This window comes from Gulosibacter sp. 10 (assembly GCF_900163695.1).
Taxonomy (GTDB): domain Bacteria; phylum Actinomycetota; class Actinomycetes; order Actinomycetales; family Microbacteriaceae; genus Gulosibacter.
In genome coordinates, this window is the sequence record NZ_FUIC01000004.1 from 1 (window position 1) to 23,056 (window position 23,056).

A 23,056-nucleotide genomic window follows, 5' to 3' on the forward strand; every position below is an offset into this window, starting at 1 on the left:
CTGCGCGTCCTCCGAGTTCTGCGCGACTTGTTTCGCCCGGCGGGGCGCCGGGGCGGGCGCCTCCGTGCGCGGGAAGGCGATCGTGTCCACGTCCTGCAGGCTCGGCTCCCGGGTCACCGGCATCACCCGGGTCTTGTCGAACTCGTCCTGCTCCTCGCGGGAGAAGGCGGGCATCCGCTGCGTCGGCTGCGGCAGCTCGAGCTCGTCGGTGGGGGTCTCCCCCGCGTCCGAGGGCTTGTGTGAAGAATTGTTGCCGTCGACGAATGCACGCTGATCGTACGCCTGCGTAGGCTCGTCGTCAGATGTATGGCTCAACTTCGTCCTCCTGCCGTTGGCTGAGAGGCCAGGCTAACCGCATCCCCGGACAACAGACCGGATAATGGTTCTACTGGACTACCCGAAAGGTGCACAATGACCTCCACCGACTCAGCTCGGCCCGCCGCGGCGACCGCCAACATCGGTGTTGTCGGCCTCGCCGTCATGGGCGCCAACCTCGCCCGCAACCTCGCCTCGCGCGAGGGCAACACCGTCGCCGTCTACAACCGCTCCCCCGAGCGCACCCGCACGCTGGTCGCGGAGCACCCCGAGGCCGGCTTCGTGCCCGCCGAGTCGGTCGCCGAGTTCGCCGCCTCCCTGCAGCGGCCGCGCACCGCGATCATCATGGTGCAGGCGGGCGCCGGCACCGACGCCGTCATCGATCAGCTCGTCGAGGTCTTCGAGCCGGGCGACATCATCGTCGACGGCGGCAACGCGCTGTTCACCGACACCATCCGCCGCGAGGCCGCGGTGCGGGCCGAAGGCATCCACTTCGTGGGCGCGGGCATCTCGGGCGGCGAGGAGGGCGCCCTCAACGGCCCCTCGATCATGCCCGGCGGGCCCGCGGAGTCCTACGAGACGCTCGGGCCCATCCTCGAGTCCATCGCGGCCCGCGCGCCCGAGGACGGCTCGCCCTGCGTCACCCACATCGGCACCGACGGCGCCGGCCACTTCGTGAAGATGGTGCACAACGGCATCGAGTACGCCGACATGCAGCTCATCGCCGAGGCCTACGACCTGCTCCGCCGCGTGGGCGGCCTCGAGCCGAAGCAGATCGCCGACGTGTTCACCGAGTGGAACAAGGGCGACCTCGAGTCCTACCTCATCGAGATCACCGCCGAGGTGCTGCGCCACGAGGACGCCGCCACCGGCAGGCCCTTCGTCGACATCATCGTCGACCGCGCGGGCATGAAGGGCACCGGCACCTGGACCGTGCAGAACGCCCTCTCGCTGGGCATCCCCGCCTCGGGCATCGGCGAGGCCGTCTTCGCCCGCGGCGTCTCCGGCCGCGTCGAGCAGCGCGAGGCCGTGCGCCCGACCATCGCCGCCCGCCCGGAGCCCGTCGCCGTCGACGAGCAGTTCGTCGAGCACGTGCGCCGCGCGCTCTACTCCTCGAAGGTGATCGCCTACGCGCAGGGCTTCGACCTCATCCTCGCCGGTGCGAAGGAGTACGGCTGGGAGATCGATCCGGGCGCGGTGTCGAAGATCTGGCGCGCGGGCTGCATCATCCGCGCCCGCTTCCTCAACCGCATCGCCGACGCCTACGACCGCGACGCCGACCTCCAGTCGCTCATCGCCGACCCGTACTTCGCCGGCGAGGTCGCCGAGGGCGCGGCGGCCTGGCGCGAGGTCGTGGCCACCGCGGCCCGGTCCGGCGTGCCCGCCCCCGCGTTCTCCTCGACGCTCGCGTACTACGACTCGCTCGCGAGCGACCGGCTCCCCGCGGCCCTCATCCAGGGCCAGCGCGACTTCTTCGGCGCGCACACCTACGGGCGCGTCGACCGCGAGGGCACCTTCCACACCAACTGGTCCGGCGACCGCTCCGAGGTCGAGCTGTGACCGAGGGCTCGGGACTCTCGGACGAGACGATCGAGCTCGCCAACCGGCTCTTCGACTACGCCCGCGAGGGCCGCACGGCGGAGCTCGGCGCGTATCTCGACGCCGGCGCCCCCGTCAACATGCGCAACGCCAAGGGCGACACGCTGCTGACGCTCGCCGCCTACCACACCGAGCCCGAGACGGTCGCGATGCTGCTCGAGCACGGCGCCGACGTCGAGGCCGCCAACGACCGCGGGCAGCGCGCGCTCACGTGCGCCGTGTTCAAGCAGGATGTGCGGAGTGCGCGCATCCTGCTCGCGGCCGGCGCGGATCCGGACGCCGGACAGCCCTCGGCGCGCGGGACGGCCGAGGTGTTCGGCTGGCCCGAGTTCGAGGAGCTCCTGGCCGAGGTCCGCGGAGCGGAGTCCTCGTGACGGGCGCACGGCCGCTGCGGCGGCTCGGCTTCATCCACCTCGTGCCCACGTCGCGGGAGCGGCCCGCGGCGGGGCTCGAGGATGCGATCGAGCTGTTCCGCTTCGCCGAGGAGCTCGGGCTCGACAGCGGCTGGATCCGCACCCGGCACCTGCAGTACGGGCTGTCGGCTCCCGCCGTGCTCTTCGGCGCCCTCTCGCAGCGGACCTCGCGCATCGGTCTCGGCAACGCGGTGATCCCCGTGGGGCACGAGAACCCGTTCCGGCTCGCCGAGGATCTGGCCACGGCCGATCTGCTATCGGGCGGACGCCTGCAGCCCGGCCTCAGCGTGCACGGCCCAGGTTATCCGGACGACGCCGTCAACGACGCGGTCTTCGACGCCGGATGGCGCGAGGAGGACTACTCCTACGCGCGCATCGAGCGGCTGCGCTCCTTCCTGCGCGGCGACCGGGTGCGCGAGCTGCCGGAGTATCAGGGCTTCGGCGGCGACGTCGACTCGGAGCGCGTCGAGCCGCACAGCCCGGGGCTCGCGGACCGGCTCTGGTACGGCGGCGGCTCGCTGCGCTCGGCGCGCTGGGCCGGCGAGCACGGCTACCTCTGGCTCGTGAGCAATATCAGCTCGGCGGAGCACGGGGTCGAGCAGTTCGACCTCGCCCAGCGGGCGCAGATTGACGCCTACCGGGCCGCGCATCCCGCCGGCGACGCCGCCCGCACGGCGGTCGCGCGCGTGATCGTCCCCACCGACGGCGCCTCGGATGCCCGGGCCGCCCGCTACCGGGAGTACGTGGAGGCGCGCACCCCGCGCACGAAGCGCGTCCACGGCCGGAACACCATCATCGCGCAGGACGTGCTCGGCTCCCTCGACGAGATCGTGGAGCGCATCGCGGCCGACGCGGCCTTCCGCGCCGCCGACGACTACCTCTTCGAGCTGCCCTTCGAGTTCGAGCTCGACGACTGGAAGCACATCCTCGAGCAGCTCGCCACGCGCATCGGCCCCACCCTGGGCTGGGAACCGGGCCGCTGACGCGCCCCGCACCGAGCAGGAAATTGGCCACGGCCGGTCGTTCTCGCTGCTGAGAACGACCGGCCGTGGCCGATTTCCGGCGGGCGGAAGGGGATCAGGCGCGCTGCGACTGGCGCTCGCGGGCCTCGAGGGTGGCCGCGACGAGGTGCTTCAGGCTCGCCACGGTCTCCTCGTAGCCGCGGGTCTTGAGGCCGCAGTCCGGGTTGATCCAGAGGTGGCGGACGGGGATGGAGTCGGCCGCGATGCTCACGAGCTCGGCGATCTCCTCCTGGCTCGGCACGCGCGGCGAGTGAATGTCCCACACGCCGGGTCCGATGCCGCGGGCGTAGTCGTGCTGCTCGAGGTCGGCGACGACCTCCATGCGCGAGCGCGCGGCCTCGATCGAGGTCACGTCGGCGTCGAGGCCGTCGATCGCGTCGATGATGACGCCGAACTCGGAGTAGCAGAGGTGGGTGTGGATCTGCGTCTCGGGCCTGGCCACCGCGGTGGCGAGGCGGAAGGAGTCCACCGACCAGCGCAGGTAGTCCTCGTGCCTGTCGCGCTCGAGCGGCAGCAGCTCGCGCAGCGCCGGCTCGTCGACCTGGATGATGCCGATGCCGGCGGCCTCGAGGTCGGCCACCTCGTCGCGCAGGGCGAGGGCGACCTGGTTCGCCGTCTCCTCGAGCGGCTGGTCGTCGCGCACGAACGACCAGGCGAGGATCGTCACGGGGCCGGTGAGCATGCCCTTGACGGGCTTCTCGGTGAGCGACTGCGCGTACGTGCTCCACCCGACCGTGATGGGGGCGGGACGCGAGACGTCGCCCCAGAGGATCGAGGGGCGCGTGCAGCGCGAGCCGTAGGACTGCACCCAGCCGTTCGAGGTGGTCGCGAAGCCGTCGAGGTTCTCCGCGAAGTACTGCACCATGTCGTTGCGCTCGGGCTCGCCGTGCACGAGCACGTCGAGGCCGATCTCCTCCTGCAGCTCGATCACGCGCCGGATCTCCTCGCGCAGGAACTGCTCGTACTCGGCGCCGTCGATCTCGCCGCGGGTGAAGCGGCGGCGGGCGACGCGGATCTCCGAGGTCTGCGGGTAGGAGCCGATCGTGGTGGTCGGCAGCGCGGGCAGGCCGAAGGCGGCCTCCTGCGCGGCGTCGCGCTCGGCGTAGTCGGCGCGCGCGAGGTCGGCGGCGGTGACGGCGGCGGTGCGCTCTCGGATCTCGGCCTTGCGGACGCCCTCGGCCTGCTGCCGGTCGGCGAAGGCCGCGGCGGCGGCCTCGAATTCCTCGGCAGAGGCCTCGCGGCCCTGCTCGAGCGCGCGGGCGAGCGCGACGATCTGCGCGGTCTTCTCGTCGGCGAAGGCGAGCCAGGAGCGCAGCTGCGGCGCGAGCCCGGTCTCGTCCTCGAGGGTGTGGGGCACGTGGAAGAGCGAGGTGGAGGAGGATGCGGTCACCGGCGCGCCGGTCGCCGCCACGGCCTCGAGCTTCTCGAACGCCGCGCCGAGGTCGCCGCGCCAGATGTTGTGGCCGTCGATGACGCCGGCCACCGCGCGCACCTCGGGGAACTCGCCGAGCACGGCGGGGGCGGTGCCGCGGATGAGGTCGAAGCCGACGGCCTCGACGCCGGCCCCGGCGAGGGCGCGGTAGGCCGCGTCCGGCAGCGAGGCGTAGCTCGTGGCCACGAAGAGCGAGGGGCGGTCCTGCGCGCCGGCGAGCACGCCGTAGGCGCGGGACGCCGCGTCGGCGAGCGCCTCGGGCGAGGCGCCGAGGGTCTCCGCCACGAGGGCCGACTCGTCGAGCTGCACCCATTCGGCGCCGGCCGCCTTGAGGTCCGCGAGGAGCTCGACGTACACGGGCAGCAGGTCCTCGAGGCGGCTGAGCGGGTCGAAGCCCTCGGGGGCGTCGTCCGCGGCCTTGGCGAGTGCGAGGAAGGTGACCGGGCCGACCACCGTCGGGCGCGTGCGGTAGCCGGCATCGGCGGCCTCGCGGACCTCGGCGGCGCGCTCGCGGTTCGCGTAGCGGAACACTGTGCCGGGGGCGATCTCCGGCACGAGGTAGTGGTAGTTCGTGTCGAACCACTTGGTCATCTCGAGGGCCGGGTGCTCGGCGTCGCCGCGGGCGAGCACGAAGGCGGCGTCGGCGTCGATCCCGCCCTCGGCCGGCACGACGTCGGCGAACCGCGCGGGGACCGCGCCCACCGTCACGAGGGTGTCGAGGACGTGGTCGTAGGTCGAGGCGGCCTCGGGGATGGAGGAGTCCTCGCGGCCGAGCCCCGCGGCTGCGAGCGCCTCGCGGGCCGCCGCGCGGACGGCGCGGCGGGCATCCTCCAGTCCGGCGCGATCGAGCTTGCCGCGCCAGTAGGCCTCCAGCGCCTTCTTGAGGTCGCGGTTGCGGCCGATGCGCGGGTAGCCGAGCACGGTGCCGGTGGGGAAATTCGACATGGTTCTCCTAGTCAGGGGTCGGGTGCAGAGCGATAGTGGGAGTCGGGGCGGCCCGGGCGCGCCTCAGGCGGCGACGGGCTCGACGGATGCGTCCGCGGGGCTGATCGCGCCGAGCCGGCTGAGCAGCTCGAGGGGCTCGTCGGTGCGGTTGTGGGTGTAGACGTGGATGCCCGGGGCGCCGCCCTCGAGCAGGTCGTGGCTCATCGCGGCGGCGTGGGCGATGCCGAGCTCGCGCCGCGCGCGATCGGACCGGCAGGCGTCCAGCGAGCGCCGCCAGCGCTCGGGCACGGCCTCCCCCGCCAGCTCCGCCATGCGCTGCAGGCGGGCCACGGAGGTGATGGGCATCACGCCGGGCATGATCGGCATGGCGACGCCTCGCGCCCTCGCGCCCTCGACGAAGCGCAGATAGTCCTCGGCCTCGAAGAAGAGCTGGGTGATGGCGAGGTTGGCGCCGGCGGCCTGCTTGGCGAGCAGGGCGTCGTAGTCCTGCTCGATCGACCGCGATTGCGGGTGGCCGTTGGGGTACGCCGCGACGACCAGCAGCGGCTCCTCCCCCGGGGTCCGGCGCGCGTCGCGGCGCCGGCGGATGAACTCGGTCAGCTCGGCGCCGCTGCGCAGGTCGCCGAGGAACTCGTCCGTCTCGGCGAGCCCCTTCGGCGGGTCGCCGCGCAGCGCGAGGAAGTCGAGGATGCCGTTCTCGATGAAACGGTCGATGATCGCGCCCGCCTCGGCCTCGGAGGAGCCCACGCACGTGAGGTGCGCGAGCGGCCGCGCGTCGCCGTTGCGGCGGATCTGGCGGAGCACGTCGAGCGACGCGTCCCTCGAGGAGCCGCCCGCGCCGAACGTCACCGAGATGAACTCCGGTCCGGCCTCGCCGAGCACCCGGGTGATCTCGGGCATTCGTTCCGCGACCTTGGCGGTCCGCGGAGGGAAGAGCTCGAACGAGAACGGGAATGGCATGCCGACTATTTTAGGGGTGGCTCCACGACTTCGTATTGGTATGTCGATGGGTGACAGAACATTACAGCCCGTGACGCGGAGGCGTCACGGGCTGTGATGATGCGGTATATGCGCTCGGGCTATGCGGCCCCGTCGAACATCGAGGTGACGGAGCCGTCCTCGAAGACCTCGTGGATGGCGCGGGCGAGCAGGGGCGCGATCGGCAGCACCGTGAGGCTGTCGAACCGCTTGGACTCGGTGACCGGCAGGGTGTCGGTGACGACCACCTCGTCGATCGCCTCGCAGGTGAGCCGCTCCACGGCGGGTCCGGAGAACACGGCGTGGGTGGCGGCCACGACCACCTTGGCCGCGCCGTTGGCCTTGAGCGCCTGGGCGGCCTTCTGGATCGTGCCGCCGGTGTCGATGAGGTCGTCGACCATGAGGCAGGTGCGCCCGTCCACCTTGCCGACGATCTCGTGCACCGAGACCTCGTTCGCGACGGTGGGGTCGCGGCGCTTGTGGATGATCGCGAGCGGCGCGTCGAGCTCCCCCGACCAGCGGTCGGCGACGCGGACGCGGCCCATGTCGGGCGAGACCACGGTGAGGTTCGGGTCGTCGCCGAGCTTGTCGCGGAAGTAGTTCATGAGCACGGGCATCGCGAAGAGGTGGTCCACGGGGCCGTCGAAGAAGCCCTGGATCTGCGAGGCGTGCAGGTCGACCGACATGATGCGGTCGGCGCCCGCCGTCTTGAACAGGTCCGCCATGAGACGAGCCGAGATCGGTTCCCGACCTCGGCCCTTCTTGTCCTGCCGCGCATAGGGATAGCACGGCATCACGACGGTGATGCGCTTCGCGGAGGCGCGCTTGAGCGCGTCCACCATGATGAGCTGCTCCATGACCCACTCGTTGATGGGGTCGGTGTGGGACTGGATGACGAACGCGTCCGCGCCGCGGACCGACTCGCTGTATCGCGCGTAGATCTCGCCGTTCGCGAACGTGCGGGTCTCCGTCTCGAGCACCTCCGTGCCCAGGTTCTCGGCGACCTCCTTGGCGAGCTGCGGATGAGCCCTCCCGGAGATGAGGACCAATCGCTTTTCGCCGGGGTGAGAAATGCCGGACACCTAATACCGCCTTTGTGATGATGATCGGCTTACACGTGCATGCAAGTCAGGATTGACATGGACAGGGGATGACATCGTCCTGAGGGGGACAGGGAAAGATTACTCGGATCCGGGGGCGGCGGATCCGCCTTCCGCCGAGGCGCTCGCCGCCGACTCGGCCGCCTTCGTGCCGGGCCGGTTCTTCGCCGTCCAGCCCTCGACGTTCCGCTGCGGGGCGACGTTCACCGCGAGCGCGCCCGCGGGCACGTCCTTGCGGATGGAGGTGCCGGCGCCGGTGTAGGCACCATCGCCCACCGTGACGGGGGCGATGAGCACGTTGTCGGAGCCGATCTTCACGTCGCGGCCGACGACGGTGCGGTGCTTGTTCACGCCGTCGTAGTTCGCGGTGATGCTGCCGGCGCCGAGGTTGGAGCCCTCGCCGATCTCGGCGTCGCCCACGTAGGAGAGGTGGGGCACCTTGGCCCCCGCCCCGAGGGTGGAGTTCTTCGTCTCGACGAAGGCGCCGACCTTGCCGCCGGCGCCGACCACGGTGTTGGCGCGCAGGTAGCTCCACGGGCCGATGGTCGCGCGCTCGCCGATCACCGAGAGGGTCGCGTCGGTGCGCTTGACGGTGGCGCCTGCGCCGACCTCGCAGTCCACGAGGGTCGTGTCGGGGCCGATGATCGCGTCCTCGGCGATCGTCGTCGCGCCGCGCAGCTGCGTGCCGGGCAGGATCTCGACGTCGCGGCCGATCGTGACGTCGGCGTCGATCGTCGTGGTGTCGGGGTCGAGGATGGTCACGCCGTCCTTCATCCACCGGTCGAGGATGCGGCGGTTGTACTCGCGCGCGGTGGCGCCGAGCTGGGCGCGGTCGTTGATGCCCTGGACCAGCCAGGGGTCGGTGACGCCGAAGGCCGCGATGCGGCCGCCCTCGCGCTTGATGACCTTGGCGGTGTCGGTGAGGTACTTCTCGCCCTGCTCGTTGGCCTGGTCGACCTGGTCGAGGGCGCTGCGGCAGGCGCGCGCCGAGAACGCGTAGACGCCGGCGTTGATCTCGTTGATGCGGCGCTGCGCCTCGGAGGCGTCGCCGTGCTCGACGATCGACTCGAACACGCCGTCGGCGTCGCGCACGATGCGTCCGAAGCCGGTCGGGTCCTCGTAGAAGGCGCTGAGGAGGGTCAGGTCGTCGCGCTCCTCGCGGTGCGTCTCGAGCAGGCGGTTCACCGTCACGGAGTCGAGGAGCGGCACATCGCCCGAGAGCACCACGACATCGCCGTCGAAGCCCTCCGGCAGCGCGTCGAGGCCGACCTCGACGGCGCGCCCGGTGCCGGGGGTCTCGTCCTGGTCGGCGACGAGCACCTCGGGAGAGAGCTGGCGGATGGCCTCGACCACGCGGTCGCGCTCGTGCCGGACGACGGCGACGGTGTGCGTGGGCTGCAGCGCCGCCGCGGTGCGGAGCACGTGCCCGATCAGCGGGATCCCGCCCAGGGAGTGCAGCACCTTGGGGGTCTTCGACTTCATCCGAGTGCCCTTGCCGGCTGCCAGAATGATGATGGCGAGATTGTTATCGGTCACAAGTCCTCCAGTCGGCGGTCACTCGTCGCGTTCCTCCCCCAGGATTCGAACCTGGACCTCACAGCTCCAAAGGCTGTCGTGCTGCCGTTACACCAAGGAGGATCGGTTTCAACCCCACCAGTCTGCCATGACTTCGGGGGCCGCATGTCGACCCGGCCGCGGCCGCGCGGACGCCGGGCCCGGCCTGCGCCATAATGAAAGGCATGTCTACGCCTGAAAACGATGCGGTCGATGCCATCGTTCGCGAGTGGTCCACCGTCCGCTCGGATCTCGACGCGACCCCGCTGGAGATCTTTTCTCGCGTGAAGCGGATCGCGAAGCAGCTCGATCAGATGCGCCGCCGGGCCTTCGCGCAGGCGGGGCTCGAGCCCTCCGAGTTCGACGTGCTCTCGGCGCTGCGCCGCTCGGGCGAGCCCTTCGCCCTGACGCCCAAGCAGCTGCTGGCCACCAACCTCGTCTCCTCGGGCACCATGACCAACCGCATCGACCGGCTCGTGCGCCGCGGCCTGGTCACGCGCCGGAACGACCCGGCCGACGGCCGGAGCATCCTCGTGCGCATGACCCCGCACGGGATCGCGCTCGTGGACGAGGCCATCGACCTGCTGCTCGCGGACGAGGAACGGCTTCTCGCCGACCTGCCGTCCGAGGACGTGGCGGCGCTCTCGCGGGGCCTGCGCACCCTCGCGATCCACATGGGCGCGACGGATTCGGAGTTCTGAGGCATGGCCCATCTTCTCGGCGCGGAGCGCATCTCGCTGGAGTACCCCACGAAGACGGTGTTCGAGGACGTCACCGTCGGCATCGGCGAGGGCGACCGGATCGGCATCGTCGGCCGCAACGGCGACGGCAAGTCCACGTTCCTCAAGATCATCGCCGGAAGGCTCGAGCCCGACGACGGCCAGGTGACGGTGCGCGGCGGCACCGCCATCGGGATGCTCGACCAGTCCGACGCGGTCGACCCGGAGCTGACCGTCCGAACCGCGATCGTCGGCGACCTCGACGAGCACGAGTGGGCGGGCGACCCGCGCATCCGCGACATCATCCGCGGGCTCGCGAAGGACCTCGACTGGGATGCGCGGCTCGGCGACCTCTCGGGCGGGCAGCGCCGACGCGTGGCGCTCGCGCAGCTGCTCATCGGGGAATGGGACATCCTGCTGCTCGACGAGCCGACGAACCACCTCGACATCGAGGGGGTCTCGTGGCTCGCGCAGCACCTGAACGCCCGCTGGGGCAGGAACGACGGCGCGCTCGTGGTTGTGACGCACGACCGCTGGTTCCTCGACGCGGTGTGCAACAAGACGTGGGAGGTGCACGACGGCGTCATCGAGCCCTTCGAGGGCGGCTACGCGGCGTACATCCTGCAGCGCGTCGAGCGCGACCGGCAAGCCGCGGCGGCCGAGCAGAAGCGGCAGAACCTCATGCGCAAGGAGCTCGCGTGGCTGCGGCGCGGCGCGCCCGCGCGCACCTCGAAGCCGAAGTTCCGCATCGAGGCCGCGAACTCCCTCATCGCGGATGTGCCGCCCGTGCGCGACGGCGTCGAGCTCGTGCAGCTCGCGACGGCGCGCCTGGGCAAGGACGTGGTGGACCTCGTGGACGCGGGCGTCTCCTTCGACGGGAAGCGCGTGCTGCACGACATCACGTGGCGGCTCGCGCCCGGCGAGCGCACCGGCGTCCTCGGCGTCAACGGCGCGGGCAAGTCCACGCTGCTGGACCTCGTGTCGGGCGATCTGGCGCCCACCGAGGGCCGGGTCAAGCACGGCAAGACCGTGAAGATCGCGAAGCTCACCCAGCAGCTCGACGAGCTCGCGGAGGTCGAGCAGGACAAGGTGTTCGAGATCATCGCCCGGCAGAAGCGCAGCTACCGCGCGGCCGGGCAGGAGTTCTCGCCCTCGCAGATGCTCGAGCGGCTCGGCTTCGCGTCGGTGCAGCTGCAGACCCCGGTGAAGGACCTCTCGGGCGGCCAGCGCCGGCGGCTGCAGCTGCTGCTCATCCTGCTCGACGAGCCGAACGTGCTCATCCTGGACGAGCCGACGAACGACCTCGACACCGACATGCTCGCGGCCATGGAGGACCTTCTCGACACCTGGCCCGGCACCCTCATCGTCGTCTCCCACGACCGCTACCTCATCGAGCGCGTCACCGACCAGCAGTACGCCGTGCTCGACGGCGGCCTGCGGCACCTCCCCGGCGGCGTGGACGAGTACCTGCGGTTGCGCGAGGCGCAGGAGCGGGGCGCTGCGAGCGCCGTCCGCGCCTCGTCCGATGCTTCCGCCGCGCCTGCCCCGTCCGGCTCCTCCCCCGGGCTCTCGGGCGCCGCGGCGCATGCGGCGCGCAAGGAGGTGAGCGCGATCGAGCGCAAGCTCGAGAAGCTCGCCGGGCGGGCCGAGGCGCTGCACGGGCGGATGGCGGCGCACGATCAGAGCGATTTCGAGGGCCTCGGCGCGCTCACCGCCGAGCTGCAGGCCGTGGAGGCCGAGACCGAGTCGCTCGAGGAGCGGTGGCTGGAGCTCTCGGACTCGCTGGAGTAGCGGGCCGCCTCGCGCTTCGACGTGCACCTCGGCACCGCCGGCGCGCAGCGCCCTCCGTCCATGGGCGTCGTGCACGCTGCGGGCGAAGCACTGCCTCACACGTTCACGTGCACCTCGAAGCCGAACTGCTCGAGCGCGGGGCTGATCGGCTCCTCGATCGGGCTGCGCGAGTCGTCCTCGAACAGGACGTACCAGCGCCCGTCCTCGGCCTGCCCGATCGCGTAGGTGATGGAGTTGTCCTCGTCGCCGACCTCGGCCTGCTCCTCCCAGTAGGGGGACGGGTCCTCCTCGTAGACGAACAGCTCCGCCGAGTGGTAGGCGTACGCGTCCTCCTGCGAGATGCCCGTGCAGTAGTGGAGCGTGCCGTCGATCGCGTCGGGGCCGCCCCGCTTACTCGTCCCGTTGCCGTCGGTCCAGTTCGATTCGCCGCAGAGCGCGTCCATCCACTCCTCCGGCGTCCCCTGGAGCCGGCCGGCCGCGGCCGTCGTCTCCTCGGCGTCCGTCTCCGCGCGGTCCTGCCGCTCGGAGTCGTCGGCCGCCGAGCAGCCGGCGAGGGCGAGCAGCGCCAGCGCTGCGATGGGCGTGAGACGGCGCACGGTCATGAGGACTCCTGGGGGGTGGCGCGAGCGGATTGCGCCTCAGCGTAGGGCACCCCGACGCCGATGAAGCGCGACGTTGGAGGAAAGCGACAGCCACGGGACCGGATATCCGGAGATTGCCGGAATCACGACTCCATGGTTAACTCTGAACTGCCTTCAGTATTGACTGAGGCGACCCTGAATCACCGTGAGAGGAAGCCGCGGATGACCTCGACCGAGACGAAGCCCGCGCCGCAGATCAGGCTCGTGATGACCGCGGCGTTCCTCGCCTTCCTGGCGCAGATGACGCTCAACCCGATCATCGCCCCGCTCTCGCGGGAGGTCGGCCTCGCGGAATGGCAGGTGGGCGTCACCATCAGCACCGCGGCCGTGATGGTCGTGCTCACCGCGCAGCCGTGGGGCCGCAGCTCGCAATCGCTCGGGCGCAAGCGGGTCCTCGTCCTCGCCTTCGCGCTCGGCGGTGCGACGACGGGCGCGTTCGCACTCGTCGCGGGCCTCGGCATGGCGGGCGCGCTGACCGGCACCGCGCTGTTCCTGCTCTTCGTGGCGCTGCGGGGCATCGGCTTCGGCGTGGCGATCGCGGCGGTGCAGCCGACCGCCCAGGCCTACATCGCCGACATCACCGACGACGAGGCGACCCGGGTCAAGGGCATGGCCGGCATCGGTGCGGCCCAGGGCATCGCCCAGGTGGCCGGCGCCGTCGCCGGCGGGCTCCTCGCGGCGCTCGGGCTGCTCGCGCCCGTCATCGCGGTGCCGATCATGCTCCTCCTCGGCCTGCTGCTCGTGCTGCTGCGGCTCCGCCCGGAGGACCGCACCTCGCTGATCGAGAAGCCGGTGCGGGTGCGTGCGACCGACGGGCGGGTGTGGCCCTTCCTGCTCGCCGGCTTCGGCATGTTCACGGCGCTCGGATTCATCCAGATCGTCACCGGCTTCCTCGTGCAGGATCGTCTCGGGCTCGACACCCGGACGGCGGGCGTGCTCACCGGGGCGGCGCTGCTCGCCGCCGGCGTCGGCATGATCCTCGCGCAGACGATCGTCGTCCCGAAGTCCCGATGGGGGCCGGCCGCCCTGCTGCGAGCGGGCGGCGCCACCGCGCTCCTCGGCTTCCTGCTGCTCATCCCGGACCTCGGCCCGGTCTCGCTGTTCGGCGCGATCGCCCTCATCGGGCTCGGCCTCGGCACCGCCATGCCCGGCTACACGGCCGGCCCCACCCTGCTCGTCTCCCGCGAGGAGCAGGGCGGCCTCGCCGGAGTGATCGCCGCGAACATGGGCCTGACCTTCGTGGTCGCGCCCACCGCGAGCACGCTGCTGTACGGCGTGTGGGAGCCGCTGCCGGTCATCGTCGCCGCCGCGATCATGGCCGCCGTCACCGCCTTCGTGCTCGCGCACCCGCGCTTCCGCCGGATCCCCGCCGCCGACGGAGCACCCGCCGTCTGAGGGCGACCGCCGCGTTCCTCCGCGTCCCCGCTTGACCATGCCGTGACGGCATGGTCTGCAATGGCCCCATGAATCGAACGACATGGGTCTATCTGGGGTCGTACAGCCTGTCGCTGCTGGGAAACGGGATCGCCTCGGTCCTGTTCCCGCTGCTCGTGCTGGCCAGGACCGGCGACGTCCTCGCCGCGGGCGTGCTCGCCTCAGTCACCGCCGCCGTCGCGGCGATCGCGGGCGTGCTCGCCGGCATCGTGATCGACCGGGTCAACCGGCGCACGGTGTCGATCATCAGCGACGTGCTCTCGGCGGCGTCGATCGCCGCGCTGCCCGTCGTGGATGCGCTGTGGGGTCTCGACCTCACCTGGTTCATCGCCCTCGGCGTGATCGGCGCGTTCGGCGACATGCCGGGCATGACGGCCCGCGAGACGATGCTTCCCCGCCTCGTGCGGCTGCAGGGCGGCGGACCGGGCGCCCTGGAACGGCTGGTCGGCCTGCGGGAATCGCTGTCCGCGGCGCTCATGCTGATCGGCCCCGGCGTCGGCGGGCTCCTCGTCTGGCTCATGGGCGTCGGGGCCGGCACGCTGCTCGTCACCGCCGGCACGAGCCTCGCCGCCGCGCTCCTGTCGTTCGCGATGACGTCGCGCATCGGCGCGATCGACGCCGACGGGGATGCGCCGGCGCGCGGAGGCGTGCGCGGCGTCCTCGTCGATCTGGTCGCCGGCTGGCGCTTCCTGCTGGGCAGCAGGCTCGTGCTCGGCGCCACCGTGCTGACGGCCGTGTTCGTCGCCGCGATCGCGGCACTCCAGGCCACGATCCTGCCGGCCTATTTCACGGCCGAGCGGCTGCCCGAGCTGAGCGGATTCGCCGCCACCGGCATCGCGCTGGGCAGCCTGTTCGGCGCGGGGATCTACGCCGCGGCGTCCGGCCGGATGCGCCGACGCACGTGGTTCGTGAACGGCATGATCGGCACGGCGCTCGGGTTCGCAGCCATCGGCACGATGGCCGCCCCGTGGGCGGTGCTGGCGGCGTCGGTGTTCATCGGCCTCGCGAACAGCCCGCTCTCGGCCGTGCTGGGAGTGGCGACGATCGAGGCGACGCCCGACCCGCTGCGCGGCCGCGTGCTCGGCGCGCAGAACGCGCTCATGCTCGCCGCCCCCGCGCTCACCTCCGCGCCGTTCGCCGCGCTGGCCGCGGGCGCCGGGCTGACCGCCGCCGGGCTCGGCATCGCCGCGCTCGTCGTCCTGTCCGCCGTCGTCTCGCTGAGCGTGCCGGCGTTCCGTACGCTGGACACGATCTCGCCGGACGCGGCGCAGGAGGACTGACCATGGCGTGGAGCACGAGACAGCTCGCCGAGCTCACGGGGGTCACCCTGCGCTCGATCCGGCACTGGCACGAGATCGGCCTCCTCCCCGAGCCCGGCCGGCTGACGAACGGCTACAAGCAGTACACCGCCGAGCACCTCGTCCTGGCGCTGCGCATCAAGCGCCTGGCGGGGCTCGGGTTCGGCCTCGACGACATCGCGCGCATGCTCGAGTCCGAGACGCACGCCGGGCAGTCGCTGCTCGACCTGCGCGCCGAGCTCGCGGAGCGCATCGCCGAGCTCGAGCGCATCCGCGCCGATGTCGACGCCCTCGTCGACGGCGGCATCGCCCCCGACCTCTCGCCGGAGGCGCTGCTCGCCATGGAGGCGCTCGGCGCCGACCCCTCCTCCCGCAATGTCGCCATCGTCCTGGCCCACCTCATGCGCGGCGAGGATCTCGCAACGCTCGTCGACGTGCTCAACCGGGCGCCGGAGGAGTTCACGGCGCTCAACGAGCGCGTCCTCTCTCTCCCAGACGACGCCTCGGAGTCCGAATGCGCGGCGCTCGCCGAGCGGGCCGTGCTGATCATCGGGGGGTTCCTCGCCGAGCACGCGGATTCCTTCCCCGCGCTGGATTCGCCGAGCGGCGTCGATGCGGGCGCCCTGGCCCTCGAGGCGGTCGTGATCGACGACATGAACCGCGCGCAGCGACGCGTCATGCAGCTCGTCTTCGACCGGCTCGACGGCTCGTTCCCCGCCGGCTGACCCGCTCAGCCGACCGATCCCTCCCGCCCCGACTCATCCGAGCGCGGCGTTCGCGAGCACGAGCGCGCCGATGCCCACGAGCACGCCGGCGGTGACGCGATGCAGGACCCGCTGCGGCATCCGCAGCGCGAGGCGGGCTCCGAGCAGCGCGCCCACGGCGGCCAGCGCGCCGATGAGGGTGCCCATCCCGTAGTCGATGCCTCCCTGGACGGCGTACCCCGCGGTCGCGCAGAGCACGAGCGGCAGCGAGACGAGCTGCGCCGCGGCGACGGCGGTGACAGCCGGGATGCCGATGATCAGCAGGATCGGGATGAGCAGCACCGGCCCGCCCGTGCCCGTGATCGCCGAGCAGAAGCCGATGAAGACGCCGAGCGAGACCGCCGCGAGCGCACCCATCCGCGGCCGCGCCGCGCCCTCCTCGGCCCGTCGCCGCTCCGCCCGCGCCCTGAAGCACAGGTGCCAGACGCCGGTGACGAGGGTGAAGACGCCGAGCGGCACGAGCGCGATCTCGCCGGGCAGCACCCCGTTCGCGAGGGCTCCCGCCACGGCCGCCGGGGCGGCGCCGAGCGCCAGCAGCCCCGTCATCCGCCGGTCCATGGCCGGGCTGCGCCCGTACACGATCGTGCCGACCGCGCACGTGAACAGGAAGCTCCACATGCTCGTGCCGGCCGCGTCGTGCGGTGTCATGCCGAACAGCCAGGTGAGCGCCGGCGGCAGCACCACCCCGCCCACGCCGACGCCGCCGACGAGCAGGCCGACGGCGAGGGCGAGCGGGACGAGAGCGAGGTGCATCCGACCAGCTTGCCATCCCGCGCGCGGGGCCGACTACGGCGGGCCGAACTCCGGGCTTTGGTAGCCTTCGAGCATGTCGGTTACCTCCCTGTCGACGAGCAATCAGAACTACCTGAAGGCCATCTGGAGCCTCCAGGAGTGGTCCGACGAACCCGTCACCCCCACCACGCTCGCCGCCCGGGTCGGCGTGCGGCTCTCGACCGCTTCGGATGCGGTCCGCAAGCTCACCGATCAGGGCTACCTCGAGCACGCGCCCTACGGCGCGGTCACGCTCACCGAGCAGGGGCGCGCCTACGCGGTCGCGATGGTGCGCCGGCACCGCCTCATCGAGTCCTTCCTCGTCGAGTCCCTCGGCTACCGGTGGGACCAGGTGCACGACGAGGCGGAGACCCTCGAGCACGCCGCCTCGGACTTCATGATCGAGCGCATCGACGAGCTGCTCGGCCACCCCGAGCGCGATCCCCATGGCGATCCGATCCCGCGCGCCGACGGCACGGTGGCGAAGCCCGACGCGGTTCGCCTCGCCGAGCTCTCGCCGGGCCGGCGCGGCACGGTCGAGCGCTTCGCCGACGACGACCCCGAGCTGCTGCAGTTCTTCGCCGGCCACGGCATCGGCGTGGGCACCGTGCTCGAGGTGCGGGCCGGCGCGCCGTATTCGGATGCCGTCGGGCTCGTGTTCGACGGCCGCGAGGAGCCGCTCCCCCTCGGGCGCTCGGCCACCGGCGCCGTGTGGGTCACGCCTCGGCCGTAGCCCGCACCGCCTCTGCGAGGGAGGGCTCCCGGGACGCCGAGCGCCTGCGGCCCTGCGCGATGCGGTTCGCGAGGAGCACCACGACGAACACGGCGCCGTAGAACACCGCCATCCCGGCGCTGGTCGCGGCGTTGAGCGCGTAGGCCATCCAGAAGCCGGCGAGGGCCCCGCCGGCGGCGATCGCCGCGGTGAGCACGAGCATCGTCGAGAGCCGGCTGCTGAGCAGGTACGCCGTCGCCGGCGGGACGATCATCAGCGCGATCACGAGGATGGCTCCGGCCGCGTTGAACGCCGCGGTGACGGTGAGCGAGACCATGAACATGAACGCCGTGTTCAGCGCACCCGAGCGGATGCCGATGCTCTCCGCGAACTGCGGGTCGAAGGTGGTGACCTTGAGCCTGGGGTAACACACCGCGAGGAAGGCGATGTCGAGCAGCAGGACGCCGAGCATGACGTAGAGGTACTCGGGTCCGATGGACACGCCGCCCACGGACAGCTGCCGGAAGGCCGCGAGATTGAGGTCGCCCACGAGCACGGCGTGCGTGTCGAGGTGCACGTTCGCGAAGTTCAGGGTGACGAGGATGACGCCGATGCTGAACAGCGCCGGGAAGATGAGCCCCTGCGGCGCATCCCCGGTGATGAGGCCGGTGCGGCCCAGCCATTCGGCGCCGAGCACGACGACCAGGCCGGCGAGCGCCGCGCCGATGATGAGCAGCGGCGAGTCGAGGTTCCGGGTGAAGAAGTAGCCGACCACGATGCCCGGCAGCACCGCGTGGCTGATCGCGTCCACGAGCATCGAGCTCTTGCGGAGCACGACGAACGCGCCCGGGAGCGCGCAGGCGAGCGCGGTGACGACGGCGAGCAGCGAGGTGCCGAGGAGGAAGCTCATCGGGCCGCTCCTTCCTGCAGCAGCTCGTGCCTGAGCGCGGCGCGGGCGCGCCGCCGGCCGAGCAGCCGCGTGACGAGGCTGCGGCGCGGGGAGCACAGCAGCGAGACGAGGAAGATCGCGAACAGCGTCAGGACGATGAGGGGCCCCGTGGGCACCTTGCCCATCGCGATCGACAGGTAGGCGCCGAGGCCGCTGCCGAGGCCGCCGAACAGCGCCGAGAGCGCGACCATGCCGGGGAGCGTCCGCGTCCACTGGCGCGCCGCCGCGGGCGGGGTCACGACGAAGGCGACCATGAGCACGAGCCCGACCGCCTTCACGCCGATCACGGTCGCGATCACGATGGTCGCGAACATGAGCGTGTCGACGGCGCGCGCCCCGAACCCGAGCACGCTCGAGTGGTCCGGGTCGAAGGTGCGCAGGGCGAACTCCTTCCAGAACAGGAGCATGAGCGTCAGCGCGAGACCGCCGACGGCGACGCTGGTGGTCAGGTCGGCGATCGTGATGGTCGACGCGTTGCCGAACAGGTAGTCCTGGATGCCGCCCTTGCCGGGGAACGCGCCGTTGGCGATGATGCGCATGAGCAGCATCCCCGCGCCGAAGAAGATCGCGAGCGAGACGGCCATCGCCGTGTCGATGCGGATCTTCGACGTGCGCGCGACCCCGTTGGCGAAGAGCACCGCGATCGTGCCGATCACCACCGCGCCGAGGATGAGCGCCACCATGTTCCGCCCGTCGACGCCGAGCACCGCGACCGCGCCGAGGAAGGCGATCAGCGTGCCGGGCAGCGCCGCGTGCGAGACGACGTCGCTGATGAGCGATTGCTTGCGCAGGTACGCGAAGCTGCCGAGCGCCCCGGCGACCAGGCCGATCACGGCGGTGCCGAAGAACACCATCCGGTAGGTGTGGTTGTCGAAGAAGTCGAGCGGGCTCATGCGGTGAACTCGAGGAAGGCCTCGTCGCCCGCGGCGACCTCGTACGCGGCGCGGATGTGCTCTCGGGTGAAGGCCTCGTCGACCGGTCCGCTCGCGACGATGCCGCGGTTGAGCAGCGTGACGTGGTCGCAGTAGTCGCGGACCGTGGCGAGGTCGTGATGCACGATGACCACGGTCCTGCCCGCCTCCCGCAGCGAGTGGAGCACGTCGACGATCGCCTGCTGGCTCTTGGCGTCGATGCCCTGGAAGGGCTCGTCCATGAAGTAGAGGTCCGGGGCCTGGACGAGGGTGCGCGCGAGGAAGACGCGCTGCCGCTGACCGCCCGAGAGCTCGCCGATCTGCCGCGGGGCGAGATCGGCGATCCCGGTCTGCTCGAGCGCCTCGAGTGCGCGGGCGCGCTCCCGGCGGCCCGGGCGGCGGATCCACCCGAGGCCGCCGTAGGTGCCCATCGTCACGACGTCGAGCACCGTGGTGGGGAAATCCCAGTCCACGCTCGTGGACTGCGGCATGTAGCCCACCCGGCCGCGGGCGCGCGACAGCGGCCCTCCGAAGAACTCCACGGTGCCGGTCAGCGGCTTCACGAGGCCCAGCATCGCCTTGATGAGCGTGGACTTCCCCGCCCCGTTGGGCCCGACGATGCCCATCACCACGCCCTGGGGAACGCGGAAGTCCACGGCGCGCAGCACCGGCTCGGCGCGATAGGCGACGCCGAGGTTCTCGGTGCGGCAGGCGAGATCCGTCATTCCGCGTCGTCCCCGAGCGCATCCGCGACGGCCTGGGCGTTGTGGCTGAAGACGCCGAGGTAGGTGTCGACGCCCTCCTCCGCGCCGAGGGAGTCGGCGTAGAGCTCCTCGTCGGAGATCTCGACCTCCCAGCCGCGATCGCGGACGGCCTCCTGCAGGCTCGTGATCGCCTGCGGGTTCGCCTGGTTGTCCTGGAAGATCACGGGCACCTCGTTGTCGGCGATGAGGTCGGCGAGCTCCGAGAGCTCCTCCGCGCTCAGCGCCGCCTCGGTCGAGACGAAGTCGGTCGCGTGCACCTCGAGGTCGTAGGTGTCGCCGAAGTAGTTGAACGCGTCGTGCCCGGTGATGAGGATGCGCGGCTCCGGCACCGCCGAGAGCAGCGTCTCGGCCTCGGCCGCCGCGGTCTCGATCTCGGCCTGGTAGGCCTCGGCGTTCGACCGGTACTCCTCGGCGTTGTCCGGGTCGATCTCCCCCAGCTTGTCGGCGACGTGGCCGACCACGAGCGACCACGCCTCGGGGCTGTTCCACACGTGCGGGTCGTGCAGCGGGTTGCCCTCGTCGTCGGTCTCGGGCCAGTCGAGCAGGAGCTCCTCCGGGAGCTGATCGCCCACGGCGAGCTGGCTGTCGCCCAGGCTCTCGAGCTGGTCGATCATCTGCGCCTCGAGGTGCAGGCCGTTCCAGAGCACGACGTCCGAGTTCTGGATGGTCTCGATGTCCTGCGTCGAGGGCTGGTAGGTGTGCGGATCCCCGCCCGGGCCGACCATCGTGGTGACCTCCGCGTCGGGCGCGATGTTCGCGACGGCGTCGGCGAGATAGCCGGTGGTGGCGTACACCGTGAGCGCGTCGTCCCCGCCGGCCTCGCCCTGGTCGGCCGAGCAGCCGGCCAGCAGCAGCGCGGCTGCCGCGGTCAGCCCGGTGATCGCCTTGAAACGTGCATGCATGTGTGTGGTTCCCCTTTGCTACGGGCATCGCCCGACGTGATGAAGCGCCCTCCAGAGTTCGACGCTCAGGATGGGCATAACTGTATGTTTGTTGAGACGTAGTTGCAACATTGTCGATACGTCCGCGGCCGATCCGCCACAGCCGATCACCGGGTCACGGCGTCTCGAGCGCCGCCTCGACCCGCCGATGCGCCGCGAGGATCTGCGCGGGCAGCCCGACGAACTGCGCGAGGTGCGCCTCGCGGTTCCGCAGCTCCTCGCGCCAGCGCCCCTCGTCGATCTCGAGGATGCGCCGCAGGTCGCCCTCCGGCAGTTCCAGGCCGGCGAGCGGCAGCTCCTCCCGCTTCGGCAGCACGCCGACGGCGGTAGGCGCGCCCTCGGCCAGGCCCTCGCGGTAATCGAGGAGCCACAGCAGCGCGCGAAGGTTCTCGCGGTATCCGGGCCAGAGGAAGCCGCCGTGGTCCGGGTGCCGCTGAAACCAGTTCACATGGGCGAAGATCGGCGGCCGCTCGAGCGTCCCGAGCACGTCGAGCCAATGCGCCGCGTACTCGGCCTCCGGATACGAGAGGAAGGGCCGCATCGACATCGGGTCGTAGCGCAGTCGGCCGTCCAGCCCCTCCGCGGCGAAGGTGGCCTCCGCGCCGAGCGTGAGCCCGTCGTACACGCCTTCGGCGAGGTCCGTGATGGCCCGGATCAGGGGTTCGCGGTCGCGGGTCCGCCCGCCGAAGATGATCGCGTCGATCGGCACGCCTTCCGGCCGGTCGACATCGGCCGCCACGTTCAGGACGTTCGACAGCGCGGTCGCGAACCGGGCGTTCGGATGCGCCCAGGCGTCGCCGCGGCGCGCGGCCGGCCGATCCGCGATGCGCTCCCCGGTCCAGTCCAGCCACCCCTCGGCATCCGCGGGCGGCTCGGGCGTGCGACCCTCCCACCAGACCTCGCCCGTGCGCTCGTTCCGCGCGACGTTCGTGAAGATCACGCCCGTGCCCTCGCCGATCGCGTCGACCGCGACCGGATTCGTCCGCTCGTTCGTGTCCTTGGCGACGCCGAAGGCGCCGTGCTCCGGGTTCATGCCGTAGAGGCGGCCGTCCTCGCCCGGCCAGAGCCAGACGATGTCGTCTCCGTAGAACTCCACCCGGTACCGCTCCCCCAGCCCCTCGGGCGGCAGGGTCATCGCGAGATTGGTCTTGCCCGATGCGCTCGGGAAGCCTCCGGCCACGTGGTACTTCTCCCCCGTGACGGTGTCGACTATCCCGAGCAGCATGAACTGCTCGGCGAGGAAGCGGCCGCTCTTCCAGCCGTCGTAGGAGGCCTGCCGCAGCGCGTGCGCGATCTTGCCGAGCAGCGCGTTGCCGCCGTAGGCGGAGCCGTAGTGCAGGATGAGTCGCTCGTCCGCGATCGTCGCGAAGAGCCGACGATCGTCCTCCGTCCCCTGCCGGTGCGCGTCGAGATCCCCCGTCACGTGCACCCCGCGCACGAAGAACGAGGGGTCGTCGAGCGCTTCGAGCAGGTGGAGACCGACCCTCGCCATGCGGATCATGTGCAGCACCACGAGACGGTCGTCGGTGAGCTCCACCCCGGCCGCGTACTCCTGCAGCGGCGAGCCGGGCGGGGCCATCAGATAGGGCACGACGTACATGGTCTTCCCCGCCGAGGCGCCGCGCATGCGCTCCACGAGCTCCGGCCCGACCTGCGCCGAGGGGCGCCAGTTGTTGTAGACGCCGCGGTCGGCCTCATCCGCGGTGGCGACCACGGTTCGCGATTCCGAACGGGCGGTGTCCTTGGGGTGCGAGCGCGCGGCATACCGCCCCTCGCCGGCGGGGAGCAGCTCTCCGGCCTCGAGCGCCTCCCGGATGAGGCGGCCGTCGTCCCCGGCCCCGATGACCTCGACGGCGTCCGGCTCGGTGATCCTCGCCCATTCCTCGACGAACCTGCGGATCGCGGAGTTCTCCACGCCCGCCTCGTCGAGCGCATCCTCAACGCTGGGTTCCATTCCACGACCTTTCTTCGAGATGTCGAGCGCCTCCGCGGCCGAGCTCGGC

The 23,056-nt window shown here is 71.6% G+C and carries 21 protein-coding genes and 1 tRNA gene; 9 read left to right on the forward strand and 13 right to left on the reverse strand.

What is annotated here, in order from left to right; genetic code table 11:
- Window positions 1–315: hypothetical protein (locus tag FM112_RS01200; protein WP_140400527.1), on the reverse strand; the 315-nt coding region annotated here is incomplete at its 3' end.
- Between the two features lie 96 nt (window positions 316–411).
- On the opposite strand from FM112_RS01200, the gene gndA reads away from it, so the two are divergent.
- Genes gndA through FM112_RS01215 form a run of 3 tightly spaced genes read left to right on the forward strand, consistent with a single transcriptional unit; the run spans window position 412 to window position 3,310 of the window.
- Window positions 412–1,875, forward strand: a complete 1,464-nt coding sequence (gndA, locus tag FM112_RS01205) for an NADP-dependent phosphogluconate dehydrogenase (protein ID WP_087002429.1) — start codon at window positions 412–414, stop codon at window positions 1,873–1,875.
- A complete protein-coding gene (locus tag FM112_RS01210; RefSeq protein ID WP_087002431.1) occupies window positions 1,872–2,288 on the forward strand; it encodes an ankyrin repeat domain-containing protein in 417 nt (138 codons plus the stop codon). Before gndA ends, FM112_RS01210 begins: the two co-directional genes overlap by 4 nt.
- Window positions 2,285–3,310, forward strand: coding sequence for an LLM class flavin-dependent oxidoreductase (locus tag FM112_RS01215; protein WP_217874382.1), 1,026 nt, complete (start codon window positions 2,285–2,287; stop codon window positions 3,308–3,310). The genes FM112_RS01210 and FM112_RS01215 overlap by 4 nt, the downstream gene beginning before the upstream one ends.
- Before the next feature lie 94 nt (window positions 3,311–3,404).
- Here the strand turns inward: FM112_RS01215 and metE are convergent, their stop codons facing one another.
- From metE to FM112_RS01240, 5 genes are all read right to left on the reverse strand, one after another.
- Window positions 3,405–5,726 carry a 5-methyltetrahydropteroyltriglutamate--homocysteine S-methyltransferase gene (gene metE, locus FM112_RS01220; protein WP_087002434.1) on the reverse strand — a complete coding sequence of 774 codons (2,322 nt, stop codon included), beginning with the start codon at window positions 5,724–5,726 and terminating at the stop codon, window positions 3,405–3,407.
- A gap of 63 nt (window positions 5,727–5,789) precedes the next feature.
- Window positions 5,790–6,686: a methylenetetrahydrofolate reductase gene (locus FM112_RS01225; protein WP_087002436.1), complete on the reverse strand. Its 897-nt coding sequence runs from the start codon at window positions 6,684–6,686 to the stop codon at window positions 5,790–5,792.
- A gap of 119 nt (window positions 6,687–6,805) precedes the next feature.
- Window positions 6,806–7,786 carry a ribose-phosphate diphosphokinase gene (locus FM112_RS01230; protein WP_087002438.1) on the reverse strand — a complete coding sequence of 327 codons (981 nt, stop codon included), beginning with the start codon at window positions 7,784–7,786 and terminating at the stop codon, window positions 6,806–6,808.
- 99 nt (window positions 7,787–7,885) lie between these two features.
- Complete coding sequence (glmU, locus tag FM112_RS01235) at window positions 7,886–9,340, reverse strand: bifunctional UDP-N-acetylglucosamine diphosphorylase/glucosamine-1-phosphate N-acetyltransferase GlmU (RefSeq protein WP_087002440.1); 1,455 nt, start codon at window positions 9,338–9,340, stop codon at window positions 7,886–7,888.
- A gap of 30 nt (window positions 9,341–9,370) precedes the next feature.
- Window positions 9,371–9,442: transfer RNA gene (locus tag FM112_RS01240), tRNA-Gln, on the reverse strand.
- Between the two features lie 101 nt (window positions 9,443–9,543).
- Between FM112_RS01240 and FM112_RS01245 the strand changes: the two genes are divergently transcribed.
- Both FM112_RS01245 and FM112_RS01250 read left to right on the forward strand, forming a co-directional pair.
- Window positions 9,544–10,059 (forward strand): MarR family winged helix-turn-helix transcriptional regulator, encoded by a 516-nt coding sequence (locus tag FM112_RS01245; RefSeq protein WP_087002442.1) that lies wholly within the window; start codon window positions 9,544–9,546, stop codon window positions 10,057–10,059.
- 3 nt (window positions 10,060–10,062) lie between these two features.
- On the forward strand, window positions 10,063–11,868 hold the full coding sequence (locus FM112_RS01250) for an ABC-F family ATP-binding cassette domain-containing protein (RefSeq protein WP_087002444.1): 1,806 nt from the start codon (window positions 10,063–10,065) through the stop codon (window positions 11,866–11,868).
- A gap of 95 nt (window positions 11,869–11,963) precedes the next feature.
- Here the strand turns inward: FM112_RS01250 and FM112_RS01255 are convergent, their stop codons facing one another.
- Window positions 11,964–12,470, reverse strand: a complete 507-nt coding sequence (locus FM112_RS01255) for a hypothetical protein (protein ID WP_087002446.1) — start codon at window positions 12,468–12,470, stop codon at window positions 11,964–11,966.
- A gap of 201 nt (window positions 12,471–12,671) precedes the next feature.
- On the opposite strand from FM112_RS01255, the gene FM112_RS01260 reads away from it, so the two are divergent.
- The 3 genes from FM112_RS01260 to FM112_RS01270 all read left to right on the forward strand — a co-directional run bounded on the left by FM112_RS01260 (window position 12,672) and on the right by FM112_RS01270 (window position 15,966).
- Entirely contained in the window at window positions 12,672–13,904 is a 1,233-nt protein-coding gene (locus FM112_RS01260) for an MFS transporter (protein WP_087002448.1), read from the forward strand.
- A gap of 68 nt (window positions 13,905–13,972) precedes the next feature.
- Window positions 13,973–15,223, forward strand: coding sequence for an MFS transporter (locus tag FM112_RS01265; protein WP_087002450.1), 1,251 nt, complete (start codon window positions 13,973–13,975; stop codon window positions 15,221–15,223).
- A gap of 2 nt (window positions 15,224–15,225) precedes the next feature.
- Complete coding sequence (locus FM112_RS01270) at window positions 15,226–15,966, forward strand: MerR family transcriptional regulator (RefSeq protein WP_087002452.1); 741 nt, start codon at window positions 15,226–15,228, stop codon at window positions 15,964–15,966.
- Between the two features lie 33 nt (window positions 15,967–15,999).
- Here FM112_RS01270 and FM112_RS01275 read toward each other — a convergent pair whose 3' ends face one another.
- Entirely contained in the window at window positions 16,000–16,758 is a 759-nt protein-coding gene (locus tag FM112_RS01275; protein ID WP_087002454.1) for a sulfite exporter TauE/SafE family protein, read from the reverse strand.
- Between the two features lie 73 nt (window positions 16,759–16,831).
- Between FM112_RS01275 and FM112_RS01280 the strand changes: the two genes are divergently transcribed.
- Complete coding sequence (locus tag FM112_RS01280; protein WP_087002456.1) at window positions 16,832–17,509, forward strand: metal-dependent transcriptional regulator; 678 nt, start codon at window positions 16,832–16,834, stop codon at window positions 17,507–17,509.
- On the opposite strand, the gene FM112_RS01285 is transcribed toward FM112_RS01280, so the two are convergent.
- From FM112_RS01285 to FM112_RS01305, 5 genes are all read right to left on the reverse strand, one after another.
- Window positions 17,493–18,398: a metal ABC transporter permease gene (locus tag FM112_RS01285; RefSeq protein ID WP_087002458.1), complete on the reverse strand. Its 906-nt coding sequence runs from the start codon at window positions 18,396–18,398 to the stop codon at window positions 17,493–17,495. The genes FM112_RS01280 and FM112_RS01285 overlap by 17 nt on opposite strands.
- Entirely contained in the window at window positions 18,395–19,330 is a 936-nt protein-coding gene (locus FM112_RS01290; RefSeq protein ID WP_087002460.1) for a metal ABC transporter permease, read from the reverse strand. Before FM112_RS01290 ends, FM112_RS01285 begins: the two co-directional genes overlap by 4 nt.
- Window positions 19,327–20,073, reverse strand: a complete 747-nt coding sequence (locus FM112_RS01295; RefSeq protein WP_087002462.1) for a metal ABC transporter ATP-binding protein — start codon at window positions 20,071–20,073, stop codon at window positions 19,327–19,329. The genes FM112_RS01290 and FM112_RS01295 overlap by 4 nt, the downstream gene beginning before the upstream one ends.
- A complete protein-coding gene (locus tag FM112_RS01300; RefSeq protein ID WP_087002464.1) occupies window positions 20,070–21,014 on the reverse strand; it encodes a metal ABC transporter solute-binding protein, Zn/Mn family in 945 nt (314 codons plus the stop codon). Before FM112_RS01300 ends, FM112_RS01295 begins: the two co-directional genes overlap by 4 nt.
- A 154-nt stretch (window positions 21,015–21,168) precedes the next feature.
- Window positions 21,169–23,007 carry a phosphoenolpyruvate carboxykinase (GTP) gene (locus FM112_RS01305; protein WP_087002466.1) on the reverse strand — a complete coding sequence of 613 codons (1,839 nt, stop codon included), beginning with the start codon at window positions 23,005–23,007 and terminating at the stop codon, window positions 21,169–21,171.
- Window positions 23,008–23,056: the final 49 nt, after the last annotated feature.